This is a genomic window from Actinomyces polynesiensis (assembly GCF_000820725.1).
GTDB lineage: Bacteria > Actinomycetota > Actinomycetes > Actinomycetales > Actinomycetaceae > Pauljensenia > Pauljensenia polynesiensis.
Map to the genome: position 1 here is coordinate 1 of NZ_CCXH01000111.1, position 24640 is coordinate 24640.

A 24640-nucleotide genomic window follows, 5' to 3' on the forward strand; every position below is an offset into this window, starting at 1 on the left:
GCTCCAACATCGCCTTCACCTACTACCCGGCCGGGCACATGGTCTACACGAGCCCGGGCTGCCTGGAGAAGCTGGTGGAGGACCTGCGGGTCTTCTACGCGGCCGGTGTGGAGGCAGGGGTTACTGGGAGTGTGGCGGGTGCAGCGGGCACGACCGGGGCAGCGAGTGCGCGGGGTGCAGCACGCGTGTCGGCCGCCCTCGTGGACCTCTCCGACCTCGACGAACGCCCGGACCTGCCGCCGCTGGGTCTCAGCTGAAGGCTCTGTCGGGGCCGCTCCTTCACTCGATCTGTCGGTCGATGAAGCCGGCCATGCCAGGGACGGTGAAGGCAACAATGCCGTGGTCCGGGGCGTAGATCAGTCCTTTGTGGATCAGTCGTGCGCGGAAGAGCCTCTTGTCGGACTGACCCTGCTCCTGGACGAGATCTGCTGGCATCGGTGGGGGTGATCCCAGAAGAGCTTGTCCATGACGATGTGTAGCGACGTGTAACAGGTCGTTACACTCTTTTATGTTTCGTTACACCAACCGCGCGTCGACACTGCGTCCAGCCACGCCGCTGTCGAGCGAGCTCCAGGCAGTGTCGGCAGTCGGGGGAAGAAGAGGACTGTGGCATCCGTGGACCTCTCCGACCTCGACGAGCGCCCGGACCTGCCGCCGCTGGGCCTGGTCTGACGTCGCGGGGGCGCCGCAGGGCACCGGACGCCCCGCTATCGTCGGACCATGACGGATCGGCTCTCACGCGAGGACTTCTCCCGCAAGCTCGCCCCGCTCGACGAGGACGCGCTGCGGAAGGCCCTGTGGACGCTCTACTGGCGGGGAAGTGCCCAGATGCGGGAACGCATCCTGGACACACTGGATCCCGTGCGGGCCAAGGTCAGACGGGCGGCCGCCAACGCGCCAGCCGACGGCGCACTCACCCTGACCCGCATCAAGACCTTCGCAGCGCTCGCCCGAGCAGGCGCCTATCTCGCAGGCGACCGCCGGGTCTCCCCCTCCCAGCGCACCAAGTGGCGCACCGAGTTCAAGGGGCTCGCCACCGATGCCGTCTCCGCACTGCGCGGTGAGGAGTCCGAGAAGGCGTCCCGCGCGCTCGCGATCCTCATCGACCTGGCCTGCGAGGTGGGTTCCTACGACTACTTCCGCTCCGAGGACGCGGTGGCCGCCGCCAGGTTCGTGGTCTCCGACGCTGCGGAGGCGATCTGGACGGTGGCACGCGCCCAGCACGGCATCACCGGGATGGCTGACCTGGTCGCCCCACAACTCATCCGCTGGGAGAGGCGCTACGGCTGGACGCGGTACGGGGAGGGCTGGGTCGCGGAGCATGAGCGCAGCCTGGCCGAGGTCCTCGCGCCGATGCTGACGAACACGGATGCCTGGGGCGCATTCGCCGCTGCCCATGTCCGTGCGCTCGACGGCCTCACCACCACTCGGCGACATCGGTACGACGATCCGGCGCACGACCGGGCCGCCAACCTGGCCCAGTGGAACGCCATGCTGCTGGACCGCCTCGTCGACACGGAGTACGAGCCGCTCCTCGACACCTTGGTGAAGCACCCCGCACTGGTCGGCTCGGAGCGCACGTTCCTCGCCTCCCGCCTGGCCCACCTGCGCGGGGATGACGAGTCGGCGCGGCGGCTGATCGCCCGGTGCCTGAAGGATGTGCCCGGACACAGTGAGTACCGGGAGTTCGCCCTCGTCCTGGGGTCCTCACCCGAGCAGCCGTCGTGAGCGGTCGGCCTCCCGCCGAGGGGTGGACGTCCCACCCAACGGCGGGGCTGGAGCGCCACCTCTCGGTGGGAACCCCTCCTCTCGGGATGCCCGTCCCCGGACCTGTCCGACCGGATCACGGCGTCCGCGTGGCGGCACGGGCCGCGGCCGCGACGTCCGCATCGACGCCGCGCGGGGGTCGACCAGTGCGCAGGGTCCCTGCCAGCAGTCCGAGGACGTCGAGCGTCGGGCTGCCAGCCGGGGGCGCCGCGAAGCTGTCCCTGGAGTCGTGCCAGCCGAGGTCGAACATCATCTCGCTGATGCTCCGGTCCCACAGTTCCGCAGGGGTCTCGCTCCCGGCGACGGCGAGGGCCGCCCAGCCGAACTGGCGCTCGGCGGTGGACTTCCCGAGCGGGAGCCGGCCCGTGATGTGGCGCAGGAGGGCCTCCGGGTCCTCACCACAGCGCCTGGCGGCCAGCGTCGGTGTGATGCGCCCCTTGCGCACGGAGACGAGCCCGAGGGCCTGAGCCGTGTCGCGCACCTGTGCGACGGGTGGGGTGAGGTCCTCGCGGTTGACCTTCCCGATCCACCACTCGGCGATGCCGGTGCGCCGCGCGACCTGCTCGACGTCGGCCGGCTTCAGGTACCCCGCAGCGGTGAGCCCGACGCCCTCGCCGATGACGTCGAGCAGGACCCGCAGGGGTTCCGTGAGCCGGGCAGCGGCATCGGCACTGACCTCGATGGGGCCGAAGGATGCGGGATCGGCGAGGGCGTCGCGCAGGAGGCGCGAGCCCCGGTTCCTCGACACCTCGAGCAGTGACGCGAGTTCCACGGTGACCGGCGCGGGCTCTACCGAGAGCATCGTGATCATCGCGTTCGTCCCCTCGAGGTCGAAGGCATCGGGATGCCACCCCTCGGGCAGCCAGGCGCGCCCGTCCTCGGCACTGTCGAAGACCTCCGGGCGCAGTGCATCATCGAAGCCGCTGCGCACCCACTCGGCGATCTCGCTGTAGCCCCACGCACCGCCGCAGTCCTCCGGTGGGCAGGCGAGCCTGCCCCGGAGGCACCGGGGGGCGGTCGGCGGGTCATCGAGCACCTTCTCCACGCGCAGCACGTGCTCCCACCCGTCGCCGAAGTCGTACTCGTACCAGAGACGGTCGCCCTCGGCGGCGACGACCTGGTCCAGGCGGACTCCGTCCTCGAGCAGGCCCTCGTCACCCTCGTCGAGGTCGAAGGAAGTGAGGAACTCCGGAGCGTTGCGGCCGTTGCCCGTGCGGAAGCGGTGCAGGTGGCTGTCCGTCCACCCCATGGCGGCCTGGAGCACGTCGTGGAGGCGGGGGAGAGTGATGTCCCCGGGGACCTCGATGCGCCGCCAGACGGGCGGTTTGGTGCGCAGGAGGTCGACCCGGATGCGGAAGCCCCTCGTGGTCGTGGGGACGGGGTGGAGTCGGGGCCGAGGGTGATGCCAGGTGTCAGGCAGTCCGGGCCCGCCGCCGGGGAGTGCACCGGGGAAGCCGCCGGAGAGCAGTGCTCCGATCTGTTCCGGGGTGGCATCGCTCAGGAGTTCCTGGATGAACCTCCGGAGGTCCGGCGACTCGAACTCGTTGTCGGATGTCATCTGGTTCCCCCTGGTTCCCCTGGTTCCGCAGAACGCACTGAACAGACAGGGTAGCCGGTCGTGGTGGTCGTGGTGGTCGTGGTGGTCGTGGCGGTCGCTACAGGAGCGCCGAACGGTGGACTTCTCACCGAGCGGAAGCGCTATACCCCTACCGTTCGGTGAGAAGTCCACCTCTCGGGATGCCCACCCGTTGATGCCCACCCGTTGATGCCTACCGCTGATGCGCCCTCCTGACGGCGCACCCAACGGGGAGCGGATTCCACACCGAGTCGTGCAGCACGGGTTCCGCGCTACACTGGTCCCATGGCCAATCTGACGATCACGGTGGACGAGGAGACGCTCAAGCGCGCCAGGATCCGGGCCATTGAGCGCGGGGAGTCCGTCAACCAGTACCTCGCCCGACGCCTCGAGGAATACGCGCGCGGCGACGAGCTCCGGGAGCGCAGGGACCGTGCGGCGCACGCCTTCGTCGAGCTGTCGCGACGGATCAGCGGCAGCAGTGACGGTGCAGGCTGGACCCGCGAGGAGCTCTACGAGGATGACACCCGTGGTGGCCTGCGATGAGGGTCTTCTTCGACACGAACGTGCTGGCCTACCAGTTCGACGACAGTCGTCCTGACAAGCAGGCTCGTGCACGGGAGGTGTTCGCGGATGCCGCCGCCGATGCGGTCATCTCCACCCAGGTCCTCATCGAGCTCCACTCCGTGCTGACCCGGAAGCTCGGACGCACACGCACAGAGGCGTTCGAGGCTCTCTCGGCCCTGGACCTGGAGACCGTGGCTGCTGATGGTCCTCTGGTGATGGCGGCAGCGGAGACGTCCGCCGTCCACGGTCTCTCGATCTTCGACGCGATGGTCCTGGAAGCTGCCGCCAGGGCCGGGTGTCGGGAGTTGTGGACGGAAGACCTCGCCCAGGGGAGCAGGCTGCGTGGTGTGCTGATCGTCAACCCCTTTGCCGATGGGGCCTGAACTCGGTGCCCGCCCCCGGAAACTCCGCAGTGCCCAGCGAGATCACACGACGAAGGAGGCAGCTGTCCTCGTGGCACCGCGCATTCGCTGAGGCATGGGGTCCTCCGGATGACCGTGAGTCCGCGCCCGGACCCAGATGTGCCGCCGACCTGTGCGGCCGACGGCACACCCTGCGGAACGGGGAGGCGGCCCCGCCCGCAGCTCCTCAGTCGCCGAAGACCCGGGCGATGTCCGGGTTCTCCGCGATGTAGCCGTCCAGGACGCGCTGGGCCACGCGGATGGAGTCCACCAGGGGGTGGGAGGCCAGCGCACGCCAGGCCAGGACCTTGTCGCCGTGGAACGCGGCGTCGATGACGAGTTCCTCGCAGCCCTTGACCGAGGTGACCAGACCCAGCTCCGGCCCGGACAGCGCGCCGACCCGCAAGGGGTGGACGCCCTGGGCGTCCACGACGCAGGGGACCTCGACGACGGCGTCCTCGCGCAGCTGGGGGACCAGCAGACCCGAGGGGTGCGCCTCCGCGCCCGACCCGGTCGCGCCCGACCCGGTCGCGCCCGGCCCGGTCGCGCCCGCCCACGGCGTGTCCGAGTTCGCCACGTCCAGGATCATCCGTGCCGGCGCACCCGTGGAGACGGCCGTCATGAGGTCCAGTGCCACCTGCTGGTATCCGCCCCCGGCGATGTCCTCCTCGCGGCGCCCGTCGCGCTCGGACTCGTCGCGGGCCTCGGCCATGTAGGTGGCCTCACGTTCGTCGTGGGTCTGGGTCCACAGCTTGCCGGCCAGGTACTCGTGCTCGGCGGCCGCCCGGTAGAACTCACCCTGCTGGCGGTCCAGGAACTGCCCGCGGGTCTCCTCCTCCTCACGGATCCGCGTCACGGACTCCCGGTTGAGGTAGTAGTAGAAGAGGTACTCATTGGGCAGCATGCCCAGGGCGCGCACCCAGTCGGGGCCGATGACGCGCGCCTCCTCGATGTGGTCCAGCAGCGCGTCATCACCCAGGAGTCCCGGCAGGCGGTCCTCCCCGCCGACCTCCAGCGAGCGCAGCCAGCCGAGGTGGTTCAACCCCACGTAGTCGAAGGACACCGCGGAGGCGCCCTCGTCGACGCCGGAGACGGCACCCGCCCCGAGTCCCAACGCGGCCGTGGCGCGCCGGACCAGGCCGATGGGCGTGTCGCAGATGCCGACCACCCGGTTCCCCAGCACGGTGCGCATGGCCTGGGTGATGATGCCCGCGGGGTTGGTGAAGTTGATGACCCAGGCCTCCGGCGCGAGGTCGCGCACCGTGCGCGCCAGCTCCATGGCCACCGGGATCGTGCGGAAGGCGTAGGCGTACCCGCCCGCCCCGACCGTCTCCTGGCCGAGGACGCCCTGCTCGAGTGCGATGCGCTCGTCGAGGACACGCCCGCAGGTGCCCCCGACCCGGATGGCGGAGAACACGAAGTCAGCGCCGCGCACCGCCTCGCGCAGGTCGGTGGTGGTCGTGACCCGCGGCGCGCGGGGGAAGTCGAGGTCGCGCAGCACCGCGGCCATGACGCCCAGGCGGGAGGTGGAGATGTCGTAGAGGCAGACCTCGTCGACGACGAGACCCGGGTGCGTGCCCTTCCCCTCGCGGGCGGCCGCCAGGACCTCCACGATCTGGGGGACGCGGAACCCGCCCCCGCCTGCGATGACCAGCTTCATGCGAAGAGCACCTCCGTGTCCGTGCTCCCCAACAGGGGAAGGGGGGCGGTTGTGGGGTCAGTGGTCGTGATGACCGTGTCGAGGTCGCCGGCCGTGCACACCGGCAGCAGCCCAGACCCGGGGAACTTGTCGGAGGTCGCCAGCAGGCAGGTCCGCTCCGAGCTCGAGATGATGGCGTGCTTGATGGGGACCTCCGTGCCGGTCGAGTCCAGCACCGTCCCGTCGGGTCGCACGCCGGAGGTCCCGATGAAGGCGATGTCCGCGCTCAGCTGGGACAGGGCGTGCTGGGTGAGGGAGCCGACCATCGACAGGTAGGAGGGACGCAACAGTCCCCCCAGGACGATCAGCTCGGTGGTGTGGTCGTCACGCAGCTCGTCGATGACCGCCAGGGAGGCGGTGACGACGGTGACGTCACGGCCGCGCAGGTGGCGGGCGACCCGGGCGCAGGTGGTGCCGATGTCGATGAGGACCACGTCGCGGTCCTCCACGAGGGCGGCCGCCGCCTTCCCGACACGGTCCTTCTCGTCGGCGGCGCGGGTGGCGACGTGGGCGAAGGGCTGGTCGTCCTCGTCAGGGGTCCCCCCGCCGCGCACGCGTTGCAGCTTCCCCTGGCGGTCGAGGTCGTTGAGGTCGCGCCGGATCGTCGACTCGGACACGTCGAGCTGGGCCGCGAGGTCGCCGACGGATGCCCCGCCCTTCTCCCGGACGAGGGTGAGGATCGCGGAACGCCGCTGCTGGGGCAACATGACTGAATCGTAACCCAATTGCCATCAATTTCGAGCAGATATGAGCACAAGCGGTCACACATCAGGTAAAGTGACGGTCAACAACGCGGTCCCGTCACAGGGAGGAGTTCGCAATGGGCAATGCCGTCCCCGCTCGTCAGGGCGTCCGTGGGGAGTCGTCCCCGGACGCCGGGGCCCGTGCGGCCGTGGCTCGTGGTGGTGCGGCCCCTCCCGCTGGGCCCGGCGCCGGTGCGGCGCCTGCGGGCGGGCGCAGTGCCGGTGTGTCGCCCGACGGCGGCACGGACGGGCAGGTCTGCGTGGCGGGGCCGGTGTTCCTCGACGTCGTCATGGGCGGACTGCAGCACGCCCCCCGCCCCGGCGAGGAGCAGTGGGTGTCCGACTGTGCGGTCATGCCCGGGGGAGCCGCCAACCAGGCGGTCGCGCTGGCCCGCCTGGGGGCACCCACCTCCCTGGTGACCCACCTCGGCGAGGACGACGCGGGTCGACTGGTGCAGACCATGCTCGAGCGCGACGGCATCGACCTCTCGGGGGCGGTGCGCCTGCCCCGCCAGTCCGTCACCACTTCCTTGGCCTTCGACGGCGACCGGGCGATGACCACCTTCGGCACCGACGCCACCCCACCCCTGGCCACTCTCGCGACCGCGCCCGCCTGTCTCGTCTGTGACCTGCGCGCGATCCGCGACAACCGGGAGACGCTCATGCGCTGGCGGGAGGAGGGCGCCGCTCCCTGGGTCCTCGCGGACGTGGGCTGGGACCCGACGGGTCGCTGGGACCCCCACGACCTGGACGTGCTCGACCTCGTGGACGTCTTCACCCCCAACGAGGCCGAGGCCCTGCACTACACGCGGACCGCGGACGCCGCCTCCGCGGCGCGTGCCCTGTCCGAGCGGGTCGGCACCGTCCTCCTCACGCGTGGCGCCCGAGGGGTGCTGGCGAGCTCCACCACCCAGGAGGTCGAACTCCCCGTCGTCCCCGTGCCCGCCGTGGACACCACCGGGGCGGGGGACACCTTCTCCGCGGGTTTCGTGTGGGCGCACCTGCACGGGCTGCCCCTGCGGGCAGCACTGACCACGGCCGCGCTCGCGGCCTCCTACACCGTGGGTCGTCCGGGGGGATCAGCCTCCTCACCGACCCTCGCAGAACTCGCGTGCTGGACACGCGCGCAGGACCTCCCCCAGGAGTACGACACGGAGTTCCTGGATCTGATCGACGACGTGGGCGAAGGCCCACGCGGATGACACGAGAGGACGAGCCCCATGAAGAACCGCACGTTCCGGTCGATGGCGGCAGTTGCCGCAGTATCCGGAGTCGCACTGCTCGGCGCCTGCGCCCCGACCGCCGGAGGTGACTCCGACTCCGCGTCGGGGGAGTCCGGCGAGTCCGGGTCCGTGGAGGTGTCCACCGACATCTCCTCCGCTCCCGCCCAGACCCTGACCGTGTGGGACCAGGAGGTCCGCGGCGGTCAGAACGAACAGATGGAACGCCTCAACAAGGAGTTCATGGAGAAGTACCCCAACATCACCATCAACCGGGTCTCCCAGTCCTTCGACGACCTGCAGACCACTCTCCGTCTGGCCCTCACCGGCTCCGATGCGCCCGACGTCGTCGAGGCGAACAACGGTCGCAACACCATGGGCCAGTTCGTGGCCGCCGGCCAGCTGACCTGCCTGGACCCCTGGGTGAGTGCCTACGGCTGGGACCAGGAGTACTCCCAGTCGATCCTCCAGTACTCCTCCTACTCCTCCGACGGCACCACCTTCGGGGAGGGATGCGTCTACGGCCTGCCCCAGGTCGGTGAGGTCGTCGGCATCTACTACTCCAAGTCGAAGCTGGAGAAGCTCGGGCTGGAGGTGCCCACCTCCTGGGAGGACTTCTCCGCCCAGCTCGCCACCATCAAGGCCGACGGGGAGACCCCGCTGATGCTCGGCAACGTCGAGAAGTGGCCGGCCCTCCACGTCTTCGGCCCGGTCCAGGGCGCCCACGTGGACGCCGACACCGTCCGCACCCTCGCCTTCGGCAACGCGGGCGCCTCCTGGGACACCCCGGAGAACATCGCGGCAGCCACCGAACTGCAGGACTGGGCGAAGGCAGGCTACTTCAACGACGGGTTCAACGGCGTCGACTACGACACCGTGTGGCAGGAGTTCGCCAAGGGGACCGGCGCCTACCTGATCGCCGGGTCCTGGCTCGCCCCCGACCTCGAGTCCGCCATGGGTGACGATGTCGCCTTCATCGCGCCCCCCAAGGCCGACGCCATGGACAAGGTCCAGACCACCGGCGGCACCGGGCTGCCCTTCGCCATGACGTCCGCCGCGAAGGACCCCAACGTCGCCGCCGCCTACATCGACTTCATCACCAACGCCGACGCCATGAAGGTCCTGGCGGAGACCGGCAACGTGCCCGTCAACGACACGGCCTCCTTTGCCGCCGATGAGACCGGTGTCGTCGCCGACGTGATGAACGCCTTCGACGAGGTGACCACGCAGGGCAACGTCCTGCCCTACCTCGACTACGCGACCCCGACCTTCGACCAGGTCCTCGGGGACGCCCTGCAGGGCCTGCTCGACTCCAAGTCGACCCCGCAGGAGTTCATCGACACACTGGAGACCGCTTACACGGACTTCACCGGCAAGTGAGACCCGTCCGCCCCGCCCTCGTCCCCGGACCACCGCCGACGAGGGCGGGGCGCCACGCGGCCCGGAACGGAGGACCCCATGAGCACCGCTGATCCCGGCACCACCCCGCCGGCGACCGGGCGCACCCCCGTGCGCGGCGGCCCCGCCCGGAGTGGGCGGGCGCCCTCGTCGCGCCAGCTCTCCAAGACACGCGGACGGACCGTGGCCTCCATCGGCCTCATGGCCCTGCCGCTGCTGGTCTACGGACTGTTCATGCTCTACCCGCTGGGGCGGGTGGTGCTCCTGTCCCTGTACCGGTGGGACGGGCTGGGGACCGGGGTGTGGGTCGGGTGGGACAACTACCGCACCACCTTCACCGACCCCCGCCTGGTGGGGGCCTTCGCCCACGCCATGGTCCTCATCATCTTCTACGCCGTGATCCCCCTGGTCATCGGGCTGGTGCTGGCGTCCCTGCTCGCGCGCTCGCAGGCGCGGGGCATCGGCTTCTTCCGCACCGTCGTCTTCCTGCCCCAGGTCATCGCGATGGTCGTCCTGGCCATCGCGTGGAGGCAGATCTACGCCCCCAACGGCCTGCTCAACACGACGCTGAGGGCGGTGGGGCTGGACTCCCTGACGCGGGCGTGGCTCGGCGACTACGACACCGCCCTCGTGGCCGTGGGCCTGATCGGGACCTGGGTGAGCACCGGGCTGGTGACGGTGCTGCTGATGTCCGGCATCGCGGGCATCCCCAAGGACTACTACGAGGCCGCGACCCTGGACGGGGCCGGGTGGTTCCGGCGCTTCTGGCACATCACGATCCCCGGTGTGCGCGCCGAGATCCTCGTGTCACTCACCCTGACCGTCATCGCGGCCCTGAAGACCTTCGACCTCATCTACATGACCACCTCGGGTGGGCCCGGCACGTCCACCACCGTGCCCTCCTACGAGGTCTACAACCAGGCCTTCCGGCTGGGGCAGGTCGGGACCGCGTCCTCGTTGGCGGTGGTGCTGACGCTGGTCATCTTCGTCATCAACCTGGTCATCAACCTGCTGGGGGAGAGGGAACGATGAGGGCCTCCCGCACGGAACGCGTGCTCAACTACGTCATCCTGACGCTCTTCGCCGTCCAGGCCCTCGTCCCCATCCTCTACGTCCTGGCCATGGCCCTGGGGTCCCAGACCATCGGGGACTCCTCCTGGGGGCACCTGGGCAACTTCGCAGCCGCCTGGCAGCAGGGGCACTTCTCCCAGTACATGCGCAACTCCGTGGTGATCGCCGTCATCGTGGTGTCGGTGGCGCTGCTGCTGTCCCTGATGAGTGGCTACGTGCTGGGGATCCTGCGACCCCGCGGGTCGAGCATCCTCTTCTACGTCTTCCTGCTCGGCATCATGGTGCCGTCTGAGGCCATCGTCCTGCCGCTCTTCTTCGACCTGCGCACCCTGGGCCTCACCGACACGGTGTGGGCGATCGCCCTGCCCCAGATCGCCCAGTCCCTCGCCTTCGGCACCTTCTGGATGCGGGCCTACTTCCGCGGCGTCGACCCGGCGATCCTGGAGGCCGCCCGACTCGACGGTGCCGGGGACGTGCGGATCCTGCGCTCGATCCTGCTGCCCATCGGACGGCCCGCGATCGTCACCCAGATCGTGCTGACCTTCATGTGGACCTGGAACGACTTCCTCATTCCCTTGGTGATGTCGCCCTCCGGGAAGCTGCGCACCGCGCCACTGGGCCTGGCCTTCTTCCAGGGGCAGTACACGCAGGGATCGACCCTGCTGGCCGCGGGTGCGGTGCTGGTGGCCCTGCCGATGGTGGTGCTGTACCTGGTCCTGCAGAAGCAGTTCATCTCCGGCATGACCGACGGGGCCGTCAAGGGCTGACACCCCTCACGACCGGCGAGGCGTGCCTCGGGGTGGGGGGAGGGTGGGTGGCCTCCGGACCTCATCGATCCAGGACGACGTCCACACTGTGCTCCGGGCTGAGGTCCAGGCGGCGCAGCAGTTGGGCGTTGAGTGCGACGACCACCGTGGAGGCCGACATCAGCAGGGCGCCGATGCTCATCGGCATGACGAAGCCGATGGGCGCCAGGACGCCTGCGGCCAGCGGCACCGAGACCAGGTTGTACCCGGCGGCCCACCACAGGTTCTGCTGCATCTTGCGGTAGCTGGCCCGCGACAACTCGATGACGGAGAGCACGGAGCGTGGGTCCGAGCTGGCCAGGATCACGCCCGCGGAGCTGATGGCGACATCGGTGCCCGCACCGATCGCGATGCCGACATCGGCCCTGGCCAGGGCGGGGGCATCATTGACGCCGTCACCCACCATCGCGACCTTGTGACCCTCCGACTGCAACTGCTCCACACGCTGGGCCTTGTCCTCGGGACGCACCCCGGCGAAGACCCGGTCGATGCCGAGGTCCCCGGCGACGGAGTCCGCCACTGCCTGGGCGTCCCCCGTGATCATCACGACCCGGACGCCGAGTGCGTGCAGGGCGTCCACGGCCTGGTGGGACTCGGGGCGGACCTCGTCGGCCAGGCGCAGGGCGCCGGCCACCTCCCCGTCGACGAGGACGTGGAGGATGATCGCCCCCTGCTCACGCCAGGAACCGGAGACCGGGAGCTCGGCGACGTGGCGTTCCTCCAGGAGGCGGGGACCCCCGACCTCCACCACTGAACCCTCCACCTCGGCCCGCACGCCCACGGCAGGGGAGGAGGAGAAGTCGGAGGCGGTGGGGACGTCCAGGCCACGGGAGTGGGCCTCCGCCGTGATGGCACGCGCCAGCGGGTGTTCGGAGTCGGTCTCCGCCGCGGCGGCCAGGGCCAGAACACGGTCCTCGCCCGTGCCAGTGGTTGCCTCCACGGCGGTGAGTGCCGGCTCGCCCCTGGTCAGGGTGCCGGTCTTGTCGAAGAGGACGGTGTCGACGGTGCGCATGGACTCCAGGGCGAGCCGGTCCTTGACCAGGACGCCCCCGCGGGCCGCGCGTTCGGTGGCGATGGAGACCACCAGGGGGATGGCGAGGCCCAGGGCATGGGGGCAGGCGATGACGAGGACGGTGATGGTGCGCACCACTGCGTCGCTGGGCTGGCCGAGCAGGGTCCACACGAGGGCGGTCACCGCTGCTGCACCCAGGGCGAACCAGAACAGCCATCCGGCGGCCCGGTCGGCGAGGCGCTGGGCGCGGGAGAAGGAACCCTGCGCATCCGCGACCAGCTTGCGGATGCCGGCCAGGGCGGTGTCGTCACCGACCGCGCTCACCTCCACCCGCAGTCCGGAGTCCGTGGCGACGGTGCCGGCGACCACCTGGTCCCCGGTGCCGCGGTGGACGGGTCGGGACTCACCGGTGACCATGGACTCGTCCATGGCGGCGGCACCCTCCACGATGCGACCGTCCGCGGGCACCGCGGCCCCCGGGCGCACCACCACGACGTCACCGACGAGGAGGTCGGCGGGGGCGACCGTGACGGTCCCGGAGCCGGAGACCTTCTCGGCCTCATCGGGCAGGAGCGCGGCCAGGGAGTCCAGGGCTGTGGAGGTCTGGGCCAGGGAGCGCATCTCGACCCAGTGGCCCAACAGCATGATGACCACCAGCAGGGCCAGCTCCCACCAGAACTCCAGGGTGTGGTCCAGCAGGTGCAGACTCGCCCCCCACGAGGCAAGGAAGGCGACGGTGATGGCCAGGCCGATGAGCAGCATCATGCCCGGCTTGCGTGAGCGGATCTCGGAGACGGCACCCGTCAGGAAGGGCCAGCCGCCCCAGACGTAGACGACGGTGCCCAGCAGGGGGGAGACCCACTGCGCCCACGCACCGGCAGGCAGGTCGTAGCCGACGAGGTGGGCGAACATCGGGCTGAAGGCGACCACGGGGACCGAGACCGCGAGCATCGTCCAGAAGAGGCGCCGGAAGCGGGCGACGTGGCCGGTGTGCCCGCCGTGGCCCATGTGCGACATGTCGTGGTCCATGCCGGGCATGGAACCCATACCCGGCATCGAGTCCATGGCACCCATGCCTGCCCCGGACATGTCGTGGTCCGTGTGGCCCGAGCCGTGGTGGCCCGCGTGGCTGTCGTGGTCCGCAGGGATGTGGTGGCCGGCGTGGTGGTCATGGCCGGTGTGCCCGTCGTGACCACCGTGTCCCGTGTCGTGGCCGGAACGACCCGTCCGGTGGGCGTGGTCGTCCTGGGGCCCGGGTGCGCTGTCGTGGCTGTGCTCATGCTCGTCTCTGGCGCTCATGCTCCCATGTTATACCCCATGGGGGTATCTGTCGCGGGAAGGGGACAACTGCTGCGCACCGGCACCCGCAGGACCCCGCCACCGACACGTGGTCCCGACGGCGGAGAGGTCCCACCGGGGGTCCCGGGCCGACGGGACGACGCGTCGGTGCTGTCGCCCACTGTCGCTCACCGTCCCTCCCGTCATCCGACCCTGCCCGGGGCGGGGCACGGGCCGGGGAAGCCTCAGCGCGTCAGCAGTCCGGCGTCGACGGGGACCTGGGACCCGGTGATGTAGCGCGCCCGGTCCGAGGCGAGAAAGAGGACGAGCTCCGCCACGTCGTCGACCTCCACCCATGGGACCGGCAGCAGGTTGCCGGCGGAGCGTTCGGCGATCTCCCGGGGCGTGGACCCCTCCTGTTCGGCCAGTCCGTCGTTGAACGCGGAGTTGACGCCGGTGGGGTGGATGGACACGACGCGCACGCCGTGCGGGGCCAGCTCGATCGCCCAGGACTTCGTCAGACCCACCAGGCCCCACTTGCTGGCCACGTAGTGCGACAGGTTCGCGAACCCACGCAGCCCGGCGACGGAGGAGTTGTTGATGATGACTCCCGACCTCTGTGCGACGAAGGTCGGGATGACGGCACGCGCGGTCAGCCAGGCACCCTTGAGGTTGATGTCGAGGACGGCGTCCCACTGGTCCTCGGTCATCTCCACGGCCCGGGCGTAGGACCCGACCCCGGCATTGTTGAAGAGCACGTCGATGCGTCCGAAGCGTGCCAGGGCCGCCGAGACCGCGGCCTCCAGGTCGGCGGCCTCGCGCACGTCGCCGGTGGCGGCGAGGAACTGGCCGCCGTTGGCCTCGATCTCCTCGCCCAGGGACTCCAGGGCTGCGGACTCGTCGGCCACGTAGGCGGGGTAGGAGAGGGGTCGGTCCAGGTCGAAACCCACCACGGCGGCGTTGTTGCGGGCGAAGGCGAGGGCCGCGGCGCGCCCCTGGCCGGAACCGGCACCGGTGATGAAGACGACCTTGCCGGTGAAGTCCTCGGTGGTGGGGGTGGGGGAGATGACGGGTTCTGGCATGAGGTCCTCCGGGTGGGTCGGGTCGCCGGCCGGTGGTCGGTGCGAGGCCCGGTGCGGCGCGGGTTGTCGGTGGTGGGGCCCGGCGGTGTCCGCTGCGTCGCGCGGGCGCCGGGCGTGTCCGGACCCGACGAGGGCGCCCCCGCACCGGGTCCCGTGGTGGGACACGGCCCCTCCGCAGGCGTGCCCGTGATGAGGAGGATGCCCCCTGCGGGGCACTGTCTCGGTCGTCGAACCGCCATCCGGGACCTCGTGAACGGGTCCTCGGACCCCGGTGGCACCGACCGCACCGGCGTCGCGTGCGGCGCGGCGGGTGCGCGGTGCCCGGTGCGTGGAGGGGACCCGTGGGTGGAGTGCCCGGCGGGTGCGCGGTGCCCGGTGCGTGGAGGGGACCCGTGGGTGGAGTGCCCGGCGGGTGGAGTGGCCGGTGGGTGGAGGGGACCGGTGTGGTCAGGACTCCCGGTCGGGTGTCGGGCCCGCCAGCTCGCCGGGGGTGGCGTCCTCGCCCTCGTCCCGCGCACCCGGGTCGGTCATCCGCGCCAGGCGACGGTCGATGCCGCCCCGGCGCATGCTGTCCAGCAGTTCCGTGCCGTCGCTCCCGTACCAGACCGGGATGTCCTCGGGCACGGACCAGAGGGCGTCGGGGACCAGGGGCACGGGCGTGCCGTGGGCCAGGACCTGCTCGAGCTCGGACAGGGAGCGGATGGCGATACCCGCCACCCGGTCGGGGTGCTCGCGGGAGAACTCCGCGTAGATCATCGGGTCGCGCTGCCCGTCATCGCCCACCAGGATCCAGCTCACCTGTGGCAGGTCGGAGGCCAGGCGGCGCAGCTCGCGACGCTTGTGCGCGGGCCCGGAGCGGAACCAGCCGCTGTTGGAGGGGCCGAAGTCCGTCATGAGGAACGCCCCGCGGGGATAGTGCAGGCGCGCCAGGAAGTCACGCACCGTGGGCACCACGTTCCACGCACCCGTCGACAGGTAGACGACCGGGGCGGGCAGCAGGCCCTGGGGCAGGGTGGTGGGATCGGTCTCCTTCCGGTGCTGGCGTCTGCCGGCCACCAGTGCCACCCGGTTGAGCATCTCCGCCATGCCGGGCACGGCCTCCCGGGAGGAGACCCAATCCAGGAAGGCGTGCTTCACCGCGACCAGGAGGCGCGGCACCATCGAGACCATCACCGTGTCGTCGATGTCGGAGACCAGACCCAGGTGCTCCCCGTCACCGACCACGCGCAGGGCGAGGTGGGTGGGGGCACCGGCGCGCAGGCGCGCACCCGGTGAGCGGCCTGGGTCCGTGCCCGTGCCCGGTGCCGTGCCCGTCCCCGCGCTCGCGTCGCCCTCGTCGCCCCGGCTCCCGAGGGGCCGCAGCCTCCCCGCCACGAGCTCCACCCGCAGGGGGGTGTCGCCCTCGTCGATGCCGGCCGCCTCGACGTCACCCGCGTGGAGGACCTGCAGGGTGGCCTGGTGCCAGCCGGGGGTGAGGCCGTGGTCCAACAGCGTGAGGTCGACGTACCCGCCGGCGTCGGCGAAGGTGATGGTGCGGGCACGCCCGCAGGTCACCAGGACGGGTTGGCGGGGGATCTGCGCGTCCATGAACTGTCGCCACCCGCGACGTTGCCCCAACCAGTCGCGCTGGTCGCCGGTGCGCGTCATCAGCGCGCGTCCCAGCACCCGCGCCGTGGACTGTGAGCCGTAGCCCCCGAAGGCGATGATGCCGGGGTAGCACCCGGTCCACCCCAGGTAGCGCGCCAGCAGCGTGCTGGTCCGCTCGTCGAGGGCGGCGACGGCCGAGAGCAGGGGGGAGGGGGACTCGTCGTCGATCATCGGGTGGGTTCCTGGAGGACGGGGGGACGGCCGGGCATGGTCCCATCATCGCGCAGTGGGACGTGGAGGGGCGGATCTGGCCCCTGCGGGTGTCGAGGAGCGGCCGCGCCCCTGTCGTCAGGGGGTGTGGACGGGGCCCACCACCGCCCCCGCATCCCCGCCGGGTCCGGGAACTCCCAGGGTTCTCCCCGATGCGCGCGTGCCCCGGCACTGGGATGATCAGGGGTGAACCTATCTGGAGGGACCACAGCCATGGCTGAACAGAATGACGACAAGGCACGCACCTTCACCGAGCGCATCGAGGTGGCGGGCAGCGAAGCGGTGGCCACCATCAAGAAGCTCGTCGCCGACGGCGACGTGCGGCGCATCATCATCCGCGACCAGCAGGGCAAGCAGCTGCTCGCCGTGCCCATGAACGCCGGTGTCGCCGCAGGTGGCATCGCGGTCCTCGCCTCCCCGACCGTCGCGGCCATCACCGCGCTGGTGGCCGTCCTGGCCAAGGTGCGCCTGGAGGTCGAGCGCACGGACGTCAACCCCAGGGGCCCCGTGGTCGACGTGGAGGTCCACGACATCCAGGTCCACGAGCCCACGGCCTCGGGGACCGACACGCACGAGGACGGTCCCACCCAGTCCTGAGGTCGGCCTCCCTCAGACGGTGGGCGCCTCGCGGGGGGCGTCCCGCCCGAGGGTGTCCAGCAGTTCCCGGTCCGCCCTCGTCGTGTCCCGCCGCAGGCGCGGCAGACCGATGACCATGAGCGCCACCATCGCCCAGGCGCAGGCGATGACCACCAGGAAGCCGCCGTGCGCCCCCGCGGCGTCCACCCGGCGCCCACCCATGGCCGCACCGATGGAGGTCCCGATGTTCATGGCGGTGGACATCCAGGTGAGTCCCTCGGTCAGCTGGGTCGGTGGCACGACCTTCGTGATGATCGTGTTGACGTTGGTCATCGTCGGCGCGATCGTCAGGCCGGTGACCCACATGACCAGCGCGAGCACCACCAGGTTGCGCGCGAGCAGGAAGGTGGAGGCGCCCAGGGCCAGTGCCACGATGCCCACCCCGTAGAGCTTCCACAGGGGGCTGTGCCAGGTCCGCGCCCCGTAGACCAGGGCCGCGGTGAAGGACCCGAGCGCGAAGAAGGCCAGGAGCGGGCCCGCCAGGGCCGTTGCACCGTGCTCGTCGGTGAAGGCCACCACGGAGACGTCGTTCGCGCCGAACATGGCACCCGCCCCGATGTAGGTCATGGCCAGGCCGATCACGACGGGGTTCGCCAGGACGGTGGGGTGGCGTTCACCCACCTCGCGGCGGATGACCGGGGGCTCGGTGGCGCCCTGGCCGAGGAAGGCGATGCCGCCCACCGTCAGGAAGCCCACTGCCAGGACCAGCCCGGTCGCGGGGTGGACCAGGGTGCCCAGCAGGGTGGCCATGACGGGACCGACGATGAAGACGAACTCGTCGATCGCGGCTTCCATGGCATACGCCGTGGTCAGCTGCTTCTGGTTGGTGACCACCGTGGACCAGCGCGCCCGCACCAGCGCCCCCGGGGATCCCCAGGACGCACCCGAGAGGGCGGCCAGGGCGAACAGCGCCCACTCGGGAGCGTGGGCTAGGGCAGCGGCGACGAGGGCGACCATCGACAGGGCGGAGACGACCAGCGAGGGCGCCATCACGCAGCGCTGACCGCGGGTGTCCACCAGTCGCGCCAGCAGGGGGGCTCCGATGGAGAGCCCGATGATGTTGGCGGCGCTCACCGCGCCGGCCAGGGTGTAGTTCCCGTAGGTGGCCTTGATGAGCAGGATCGTGGAGATCCCCACCAGTGACATCGGCATGCGCAGGACGAACCCGGCCAGCGAGAATCGCCAGGCCCCGGGCAGTCGCAGCACGTCGGCGTAGGTGGAGAGCACGATCACCGAGTCTATTCGGGGCCCGTCGGCGCGGGAAGTGCCCCCGGGGTGCGGATGGTCACCCGGAGTGGGGCCCGAGGGTCCCGGGTCCGGTTGCCGCTCGGACGATAGGATCGCGCCGATTGCACACACCACGTGCTTCGGGGTCGGTGAAAGTCCGAACCGGCGGTGACAGTCCGCGACCCGTCCACGTTGCCTGCCGATCCGGCCGGTGACACGGATGGTTGACCCGGTGGGACTCCGGGACCGACGGTGAGAGTCCGGATGGGAGAGGCACACGTGGCGCCGGGACGACCGGCGGGCTGCTCGCGGCCTGCCCGGGCTGCACCCGGTGACGCGTCCGCGCCCGTCGCGCACACCCCGGAGCCTGAGCACAGAGGGTACGCGGACACCATGTTCACCGGAATCGTCGAAGAGGTCGGCACCATCGTCTCGACCGGTCCCGAGCCGGGAGGCGGCGCGGCCCTGAGGATCCGAGGTCCCCTGGCAGCCTGGGGCGCCAGGCAGGGCGACTCGATCGCGGTGGCGGGAGCGTGCCTGACGGTCGTGGACCAACCCACCGCCGAGGAGTTCGTCGTCGACGTCATGCCCGAGACACTGCGGCGCACCTCGCTCGGCTCCCTGCAAGCGGGATCGCCGGTGAACCTCGAACGCTCACTGCGTGCCGACGCCCGCCTGCACGGCACATCGTCCAGGGCCACGTCGACGGTGTGGGTCACCTCCTGCGGCGCAGCGAGGAAGGTGGCTGGGTCGAGCTGGAGGTCTCCGTGCCCGCACCCCTGGTCGGCCTGGTCGCCGAGAAGGGTGCCGTCGCACTGAACGGGATGTCCCTGACGATCACGCACGTCGGTGGCGGGGACGGGGACGCGCGGGAGCCGGGAGAGAAGGGCGCCGGCGAGGGCGGGCGGGAGACAGACGGGGGTGGGTGGCAGGCGGACGAGGGTGAGACCGTCGAGGGCGGTCGCGGCGTGGACGAGGGCGGTGCCACGGACGGTTCACTCGGTGTCGCCCTGATTCCCGAGATGGATACCCCATAAACGGATTCCTCCGATCTGCGCGCGAGGTCCTGACCTCGTCCCCGGTCCTGACCCCTGCGCCGACACTGCCGCGGGCACAGGCACAGTCGCAGCCACAGCTGTCTCCCCGTTCCCAGCCACAGCCCCCGTCCCGTTCCTGGTCCTGGCCCTCATGCTGCTGGATGACCGCAGCCGCGCACCGGCCCAGGCTCCACGGCCTCGGCACCGCGATCCCCGACCGATCTCCCCGACAGGGGTTCCGACCCACTCCGGTCCCACCGGGTCGAGTGGTCGCTTGGTCATGGTCCTGCTCCGGGTGCCCGGATACTCGGCCCGGGCCTCGTCCACGGGGCGAGTGCGGGCCCGCGTCCGCTACTGCGTGACCTCGAAGAACCCGTGCGCGCCCTTCTCCGCCAGGCTCATGGCGTGGTTGACGAAGGCGTAGCGGCCCGGCTCGTGCGCGGTGAACTCGACGAAGCCACCCTGGGCGGGCAGTAGCGGCAGCACCTGGGCGCCAGTCGTGCCCCGGGTGACGCCGTCGGTGGAGGTACCACCGGAGACGGAGGCGTGGCCCTCGCTCCACACCGTGTCGAACTGTGCGCCGACCACGTGGAAGGCCAGGGGCTGGTTCGGCCCCGCGTCGAGCACCCACACCCGCACCTTCTCCCCGACCCGGGCGGGCAGTGGATGCGCGTCGTACTGGAAGGCGCGCCCGTTGAAGGTCATGATGTCGGGCACGAGGCCCGAGATCTTCGTGGCGTCGGCGACCTCACCCTCGGCCCCCAGGTACTGCTCGCCCTGGACGAGGACGTACTCCCTGTCCGCGGGCGCCAGGTCGTCGGGCTCGATGACCACGGCGCCGTACATGCCATTGACGATGTGCATGGACATCGGTGCCGTCGAGCAGTGGTACATCCACACCCCCGAGCGCTTCGCCGTGAACGTGTACTCCAGGCTCTGCCCCGGGTCGATGGTGCGCATGGGCTCGTCGGGTGCGACGTCCCCGGCGTGGAAGTCGATGGAGTGGCCCATCGACCCATCGTTGACCAGGGTGATGTGGAAGGTGTCCCCGACCTTCCCGCGCAGCACCGGGCCGGGCGCGCTCCCGTTGTAGGTCCACACCGTGTGCGTGACGCCGGGTGCCAGGGTGTCCTGCTGCTCGGTGACGCGGAAGGTGTGGTGGTGCTCGGTGGAGTCCTCCGCAGCGGGCAGCTCGGCGGGGTGGGGGTCGCTGGTCCGTGCCTGCTCCAGCAGCTGGGTCGCGCTGGGCACCTGCGCGCTCGCGGAGGAGGTGCCGTCATGGGCGTGGTCGCCCGACTGGGTGGCGTCCGTCCCCGTCATCGACGAGGGCGACCCGGAGCCTCCCACGGCCCGGATCTCCAGCGTCATCCCCATCTGGCGATGACCGGGCAGCGAGCACCAGCCCTGGGTGTCGGCACCGATGACGCCGGCGTCCAGGGTGGCCGCAGCACCCGGGGCGATCGAACCGGTCTCCGCCCCGGAGGCCAGGACGAGGTCGTGGTACTGGTCGCCGGTGTTCTCGAAGGTGATGACCAGCTGGTTCCCCGCAGGCACCTCGATCGACGAGGGCGTGAACGCCATCCCCTCGACCCGGACGGTGACCTCGGTGGTCTCACCGGTGGGGGTGACGCTGCCAGAGGTGCTACCTGCGGACTGGGAGTCGTCGGTGGACCCGGGTGAGGAGGTGTCCGGGCGCAGCGCACCTGTCGGGTCCGCCAGCCACACGGCCAGGGTCGTGGAGACGACCAGCAGGACGCCCATGACGGCCATTGCTGCACGTGAGAGCCCATCGCCGCCACCGGCCGGTGGGCGCGGGCCCCGGCGTGCGGGTCCCGCGCCGGACCCCGTGCCTGACCTGGATCCTGCCCCTGACCCTGCCCCTGCCCCTGCCCCTGGCCCCGTGCCTGACCCGGAGCCTGGTCCTGACCCGGGTCCCGCGCCGGATCCCGTGCCCGCGCCCGAATCGGTGCTCGGTCCGGGACTCACGGGCGTTTCCGAGCCGGCGTCGCGTGCACGCCCATCAGGTGACGTGGGGGAGGAGGGGGTGGTGGGCTCATGCATCGGGGTCTCCGGGGTGCGGGTGCGGATCAGCCGGCTGGGACGGGGTCGGTGTGGTCGACGGTATCAACGGGACACCCCGGGGCCGTGGGATCCCCGGGGGCGCACCGAGGGTTGCACGGGCGGCGCGGGCCTGGATCACGCCCGCACGCGCGAAGAGCACGATGTCGGCCACGAAGGTCACGAGCACCAGCACCCACCACAGGGTGCGAGCCGCCGCGGGTGCGCCCTCGGTCGCTCCTGCGGGTGTGGAGGAGGCAGTCACGGTGGGGGAGGAGAGAGCAGTGGCCGCCGTCGTGGCCGCCAACATGACCAGGGCGGTGTTGCGCACGACCAGACGCGCGACCGAACCTCGTTCCAACTCGGCGATCCCGGTGCGCACCACCGACGGACCTCCCCCGATGACCACCGGCATCAGGTAGGACAGTGCGCCGACCAGCACCTGCAGCAGGCCGCCCGCCCCCACCACCGGCAGCCACGACAGGTTCGCATCTCGCAGGGCGGTGGCATCGGGTGCACGGAGGGCATTGACGCCCACGGCGACCGCTCCCATGAGGAGCCAGACAACCCCCGCGGCGGTGGACCAGGAGGGATGGGCCGCAGGGGCCTTGGCAGCGGCGGCTCGGACCAGGGGCACCAGCACCCCACCCCCTGCGGCCACGACCGCCAGGAGCACGCCGATGCCCACTCCCGGCATCCACTCGATCACCGCGCAGGTCGCGGCCCCCAGGATGCCCACCACCATCATCGGCAGCGCCCTCAGGGAGAGGCGCACCGCTGCGGGATCCATGCGGGTGCGCAGCATGGTCGGGCCCAGGGTGACCAGCGTGCCCGCCATGGTCAGTCCGATCCAGCCACCCACCCCCACCAGCGCATGGGCCACCGTCAGTCCGTCACGGGAGTCCAGGAGCCACCTCGGTGCCTCCTGCGCGAACATGGCCACGGTGATGAGTCCGGCCAGGGTGGCGCCGATGACCAGATGGGCGGCGGCCGCGACGTAGTAGCGGATCACCACCGCGAAACGACTGGCCAGGCGGGTCCGTGCGGCCAGCACCAGGGCGGTCCCGTGCCAGGCGATGACCAGCCCGACCAGCGTCGCGCCCACCACCGTGGCGACCACGGTGGCACTCCACATCCCCGCCACCAGCACGAGGAGCGCGGCGTTGAACACGAGGATGCGCACGGTATTGTCCCGGCCCGAGCGTCGGTCCCCGGGGGGCAGGTGGAGCAGGGCGCGGGCGAAGTACCAGGACCACTGGAGGATGGCATTGCTGAGCACACCCAGGGTGACGACGTGGACCATGGTCCACAGGGGCTGGGGGAGCGCGCCGCGCAGACCGAGCCCCACGGCCATCACGACCACGGCCACCAGCATCCACGCGGTGGTCAGGCGGTCGGTGCGCGCGACACGGGAGGTGCTCATGACGTCGCTCCCGACCGGTCGCTGCCGGTGGTGCCGGCGGTGGTTCCGGTTCCGGTGGCGGTTCCGGTGGTGGCGCATTCGTCTCCGTCGGCGACGCACCCGGAGACGCGGCGGGAGGCACGCACGATCAGGGCGACGGTCGTGACCACGAAGGTGAGCATCGCGACCACCCCGAGCGCGCCTCCCAGGCGCCAGGCTCCTTCGGCGGCGCGCACCCCGGAGACCACGCGGACAAGCAGGCCGATCTCCAGCAGTGCCCACACTGCCCACATCACCGGGTGGTAGGGCAGCTGGCGGCGCGCAATGGCAGGCACGATGATCGGTGCGTGGGCCAGCACCATCGACATGGTGAACCCGATGGTCAGTGAGTGCACCGCGATGTCGTAGGGATGTCCGGAGAGGGCGGGGCCGGCGACGAGCCACATGAGCGCCGGGACCAGCGCCCACGCGTAGCCGGTGAGCATGCTGGCGCCCGCCAGGCGGGGCAGGCCCGTCAGGCGCACGGTGCGCCGGGCGACGTCGTGCCAACCGACATCGACCACCAGCGCCGCCAGGGCCGCGCCGAGCAGCGTGTACCCCCATCCCGGGGCGGCCAGGGTCAGCGGCAGGGCCAGCACCAGGACGAGGGCCTCGGCCAGCACGCGGGGCTCCGTCCCCGGGGAGAGGAACGCGATGCGCGCCAGCTCCAGGCGCTCGCCGACGATGGTGAGCACCAGGAAGCCCAGCCACCACACCACCACGAGGGCGACGGGCAGGCCGCGCGTCCACAGTGCGATGCCGCCCAGACCGCACACGGCCCCCAGGAGCTGCACGAGCAGGGCGATGGAGCGCTGTCGGCGGAACCAGACGATCAGGTAGATGGCGCAGAGCGCCGCCATGGCCAGGCACCAGGCCAGTCCGGGCAGCAGGCGGGGGATCGCAGGGGAGGAGGCGCCCAGCAGGGAGGCGAGGGTGGTGGCGACCGGGGAGTCCGGGTCCGTGAGGAGGGAGGACGCCGCCACCTGGGCCAGTACGAGGGCGCCGCCCAACCCGCTGGCCAGGGGTGCCACATATGCCCACAGCGGTGCGTGGACCGATCGTTGACGCGGACCTGCTCCGGGAGAGGCCGACACCGCGGTGCCCGCCGCGGAGGCGCTGGACGTGGAGCTGTCGGCACCGGAGAGGTCGGGGGGTTTGGTGGGTGCGCCGGACTGGAGGGCGACGGCGCGCTCGAGGCAGACCGCGGTGCCCAGGAAGCCGAAGATCATGAGGACCCCGTGCACGTCGGCCAGTGGCGCCGAGATGACTGGCGCCAGGGCCCCCAGGCGCAGCAGCGCGGCGTTGAGGCCGGCCAGCAGGGAGACCATGGCCAGGAGCAGCAGGGCGAGGCGTCCCACGGGGAGGCGGGGGGCCGCCCGGGGCGGAGATGTGCGGAGTGGAGATGTGCGGAGTGGAGATGTGCGGAGCGGAGCGAGACCGGGCGAGGGCGCGTGCAGCGTCGTCGCCTGCGGTGGGTCCGAGCCGGGTGGGTCCGAGCCGGGTGGGTTCGAGTCGGTTGGGTTCGAGTCGGTTGGGTTCGAGCTGGGCGGATCCGTTCGCGGGGTGGTCACGAGCGGTGCGGTGGTGCCCGGAGCCGTCGACGGGCCCGGAGACTGCTCGCCATCCGCAGCCCCGTCCGGTCCCTGTCCTCGCCTCGCATCCACCTCTCCAGCCTATGGGTGCAGGTTGCATCGGCGGGAGCGGGACTTCTCACGTTCCTGGTGGTGGTCAGCGCATGGGACTGGCGGCGCACGGCTGGGCCGG

General features: G+C 71.2%; 22 protein-coding genes and 1 riboswitch. Of the genes, 11 read left to right on the forward strand and 11 right to left on the reverse strand.

Features of this window, described 5'->3' with window-relative positions; all coding sequences use genetic code 11:
• Window positions 1-257, forward strand: a 257-nt coding sequence (locus TA90_RS14970; protein WP_043534920.1) for a hypothetical protein, incomplete at its 5' end; no start/stop codon positions are given.
• A 22-nt stretch (window positions 258-279) separates the two neighbouring features.
• Here TA90_RS14970 and TA90_RS14545 read toward each other — a convergent pair.
• The gene (locus TA90_RS14545; protein ID WP_197067849.1) at window positions 280-435 is read right to left on the reverse strand and encodes a hypothetical protein; all 156 of its coding nucleotides are present in this window, start codon (window positions 433-435) and stop codon (window positions 280-282) included.
• 285 nt (window positions 436-720) lie between these two features.
• On the opposite strand from TA90_RS14545, the gene TA90_RS14975 reads away from it, so the two are divergent.
• A complete protein-coding gene (locus TA90_RS14975) occupies window positions 721-1728 on the forward strand; it encodes a hypothetical protein (RefSeq protein WP_074015299.1) in 1008 nt (335 codons plus the stop codon).
• Between the two features lie 115 nt (window positions 1729-1843).
• Here the strand turns inward: TA90_RS14975 and TA90_RS05010 are convergent, their stop codons facing one another.
• Window positions 1844-3325: a plasmid pRiA4b ORF-3 family protein gene (locus TA90_RS05010; protein WP_043534921.1), complete on the reverse strand. Its 1482-nt coding sequence runs from the start codon at window positions 3323-3325 to the stop codon at window positions 1844-1846.
• Between the two features lie 303 nt (window positions 3326-3628).
• Between TA90_RS05010 and TA90_RS05015 the strand changes: the two genes are divergently transcribed.
• Together TA90_RS05015 and TA90_RS05020 are read left to right on the forward strand one after the other, a co-directional pair.
• Window positions 3629-3889: a hypothetical protein gene (locus TA90_RS05015; RefSeq protein ID WP_043534922.1), complete on the forward strand. Its 261-nt coding sequence runs from the start codon at window positions 3629-3631 to the stop codon at window positions 3887-3889.
• Window positions 3886-4293 carry a PIN domain-containing protein gene (locus tag TA90_RS05020; protein WP_043534923.1) on the forward strand — a complete coding sequence of 136 codons (408 nt, stop codon included), beginning with the start codon at window positions 3886-3888 and terminating at the stop codon, window positions 4291-4293. The genes TA90_RS05015 and TA90_RS05020 overlap by 4 nt, the downstream gene beginning before the upstream one ends.
• 205 nt (window positions 4294-4498) lie before the next feature.
• On the opposite strand, the gene TA90_RS05025 is transcribed toward TA90_RS05020, so the two are convergent.
• Window positions 4499-5971, reverse strand: a complete 1473-nt coding sequence (locus TA90_RS05025; protein ID WP_043534924.1) for a 6-phospho-beta-glucosidase — start codon at window positions 5969-5971, stop codon at window positions 4499-4501.
• Window positions 5968-6717 (reverse strand): DeoR/GlpR family DNA-binding transcription regulator, encoded by a 750-nt coding sequence (locus TA90_RS05030; protein WP_043534925.1) that lies wholly within the window; start codon window positions 6715-6717, stop codon window positions 5968-5970. The genes TA90_RS05025 and TA90_RS05030 overlap by 4 nt, the downstream gene beginning before the upstream one ends.
• A 113-nt stretch (window positions 6718-6830) precedes the next feature.
• Here TA90_RS05030 and TA90_RS05035 point away from each other — a divergent pair, with 113 nt between their 5' ends.
• The 4 genes from TA90_RS05035 to TA90_RS05050 all read left to right on the forward strand — a co-directional run bounded on the left by TA90_RS05035 (window position 6831) and on the right by TA90_RS05050 (window position 11209).
• Entirely contained in the window at window positions 6831-7955 is a 1125-nt protein-coding gene (locus tag TA90_RS05035; protein WP_052450533.1) for a carbohydrate kinase family protein, read from the forward strand.
• An 18-nt stretch (window positions 7956-7973) separates the two neighbouring features.
• Window positions 7974-9353, forward strand: a complete 1380-nt coding sequence (locus TA90_RS05040) for an ABC transporter substrate-binding protein (RefSeq protein WP_074015300.1) — start codon at window positions 7974-7976, stop codon at window positions 9351-9353.
• Between the two features lie 78 nt (window positions 9354-9431).
• On the forward strand, window positions 9432-10403 hold the full coding sequence (locus TA90_RS05045) for a carbohydrate ABC transporter permease (protein ID WP_082031476.1): 972 nt from the start codon (window positions 9432-9434) through the stop codon (window positions 10401-10403).
• A complete protein-coding gene (locus TA90_RS05050) occupies window positions 10400-11209 on the forward strand; it encodes a carbohydrate ABC transporter permease (RefSeq protein ID WP_043534926.1) in 810 nt (269 codons plus the stop codon). Before TA90_RS05045 ends, TA90_RS05050 begins: the two co-directional genes overlap by 4 nt.
• 61 nt (window positions 11210-11270) lie before the next feature.
• Here the strand turns inward: TA90_RS05050 and TA90_RS05055 are convergent, their stop codons facing one another.
• The 3 genes from TA90_RS05055 to TA90_RS05065 all read right to left on the reverse strand — a co-directional run bounded on the left by TA90_RS05055 (window position 11271) and on the right by TA90_RS05065 (window position 16438).
• Window positions 11271-13559, reverse strand: a complete 2289-nt coding sequence (locus tag TA90_RS05055) for a heavy metal translocating P-type ATPase (protein WP_074015301.1) — start codon at window positions 13557-13559, stop codon at window positions 11271-11273.
• Between the two features lie 224 nt (window positions 13560-13783).
• Complete coding sequence (locus TA90_RS05060; protein WP_052450534.1) at window positions 13784-14620, reverse strand: mycofactocin-coupled SDR family oxidoreductase; 837 nt, start codon at window positions 14618-14620, stop codon at window positions 13784-13786.
• Between the two features lie 447 nt (window positions 14621-15067).
• A complete protein-coding gene (locus TA90_RS05065; RefSeq protein WP_074015302.1) occupies window positions 15068-16438 on the reverse strand; it encodes an App1 family protein in 1371 nt (456 codons plus the stop codon).
• Between the two features lie 252 nt (window positions 16439-16690).
• On the opposite strand from TA90_RS05065, the gene TA90_RS05070 reads away from it, so the two are divergent.
• Window positions 16691-17074: a DUF4342 domain-containing protein gene (locus tag TA90_RS05070; protein WP_074015303.1), complete on the forward strand. Its 384-nt coding sequence runs from the start codon at window positions 16691-16693 to the stop codon at window positions 17072-17074.
• 12 nt (window positions 17075-17086) lie between these two features.
• Here the strand turns inward: TA90_RS05070 and TA90_RS05075 are convergent, their stop codons facing one another.
• Window positions 17087-18340, reverse strand: coding sequence for an MFS transporter (locus TA90_RS05075; RefSeq protein ID WP_052450547.1), 1254 nt, complete (start codon window positions 18338-18340; stop codon window positions 17087-17089).
• Window positions 18341-18472: 132 nt separating this feature from the next.
• A riboswitch (FMN riboswitch) is annotated at window positions 18473-18620 on the forward strand.
• A gap of 113 nt (window positions 18621-18733) precedes the next feature.
• On the opposite strand from TA90_RS05075, the gene TA90_RS05080 reads away from it, so the two are divergent.
• Window positions 18734-19159 carry a riboflavin synthase gene (locus TA90_RS05080; RefSeq protein WP_052450535.1) on the forward strand — a complete coding sequence of 142 codons (426 nt, stop codon included), beginning with the start codon at window positions 18734-18736 and terminating at the stop codon, window positions 19157-19159.
• Window positions 19051-19377 carry a riboflavin synthase family protein gene (locus TA90_RS14550; RefSeq protein WP_074015304.1) on the forward strand — a complete coding sequence of 109 codons (327 nt, stop codon included), beginning with the start codon at window positions 19051-19053 and terminating at the stop codon, window positions 19375-19377. Before TA90_RS05080 ends, TA90_RS14550 begins: the two co-directional genes overlap by 109 nt.
• A gap of 351 nt (window positions 19378-19728) precedes the next feature.
• Here the strand turns inward: TA90_RS14550 and TA90_RS05085 are convergent, their stop codons facing one another.
• From TA90_RS05085 to TA90_RS05095, 3 genes are all read right to left on the reverse strand, one after another.
• Window positions 19729-21147 carry a multicopper oxidase domain-containing protein gene (locus TA90_RS05085; RefSeq protein WP_052450537.1) on the reverse strand — a complete coding sequence of 473 codons (1419 nt, stop codon included), beginning with the start codon at window positions 21145-21147 and terminating at the stop codon, window positions 19729-19731.
• 283 nt (window positions 21148-21430) lie between these two features.
• Window positions 21431-22858 (reverse strand): hypothetical protein, encoded by a 1428-nt coding sequence (locus tag TA90_RS05090; protein ID WP_231550670.1) that lies wholly within the window; start codon window positions 22856-22858, stop codon window positions 21431-21433.
• On the reverse strand, window positions 22855-24234 hold the full coding sequence (locus TA90_RS05095; RefSeq protein WP_074015306.1) for a hypothetical protein: 1380 nt from the start codon (window positions 24232-24234) through the stop codon (window positions 22855-22857). The genes TA90_RS05090 and TA90_RS05095 overlap by 4 nt, the downstream gene beginning before the upstream one ends.
• Window positions 24235-24640 lie beyond the last annotated feature (406 nt).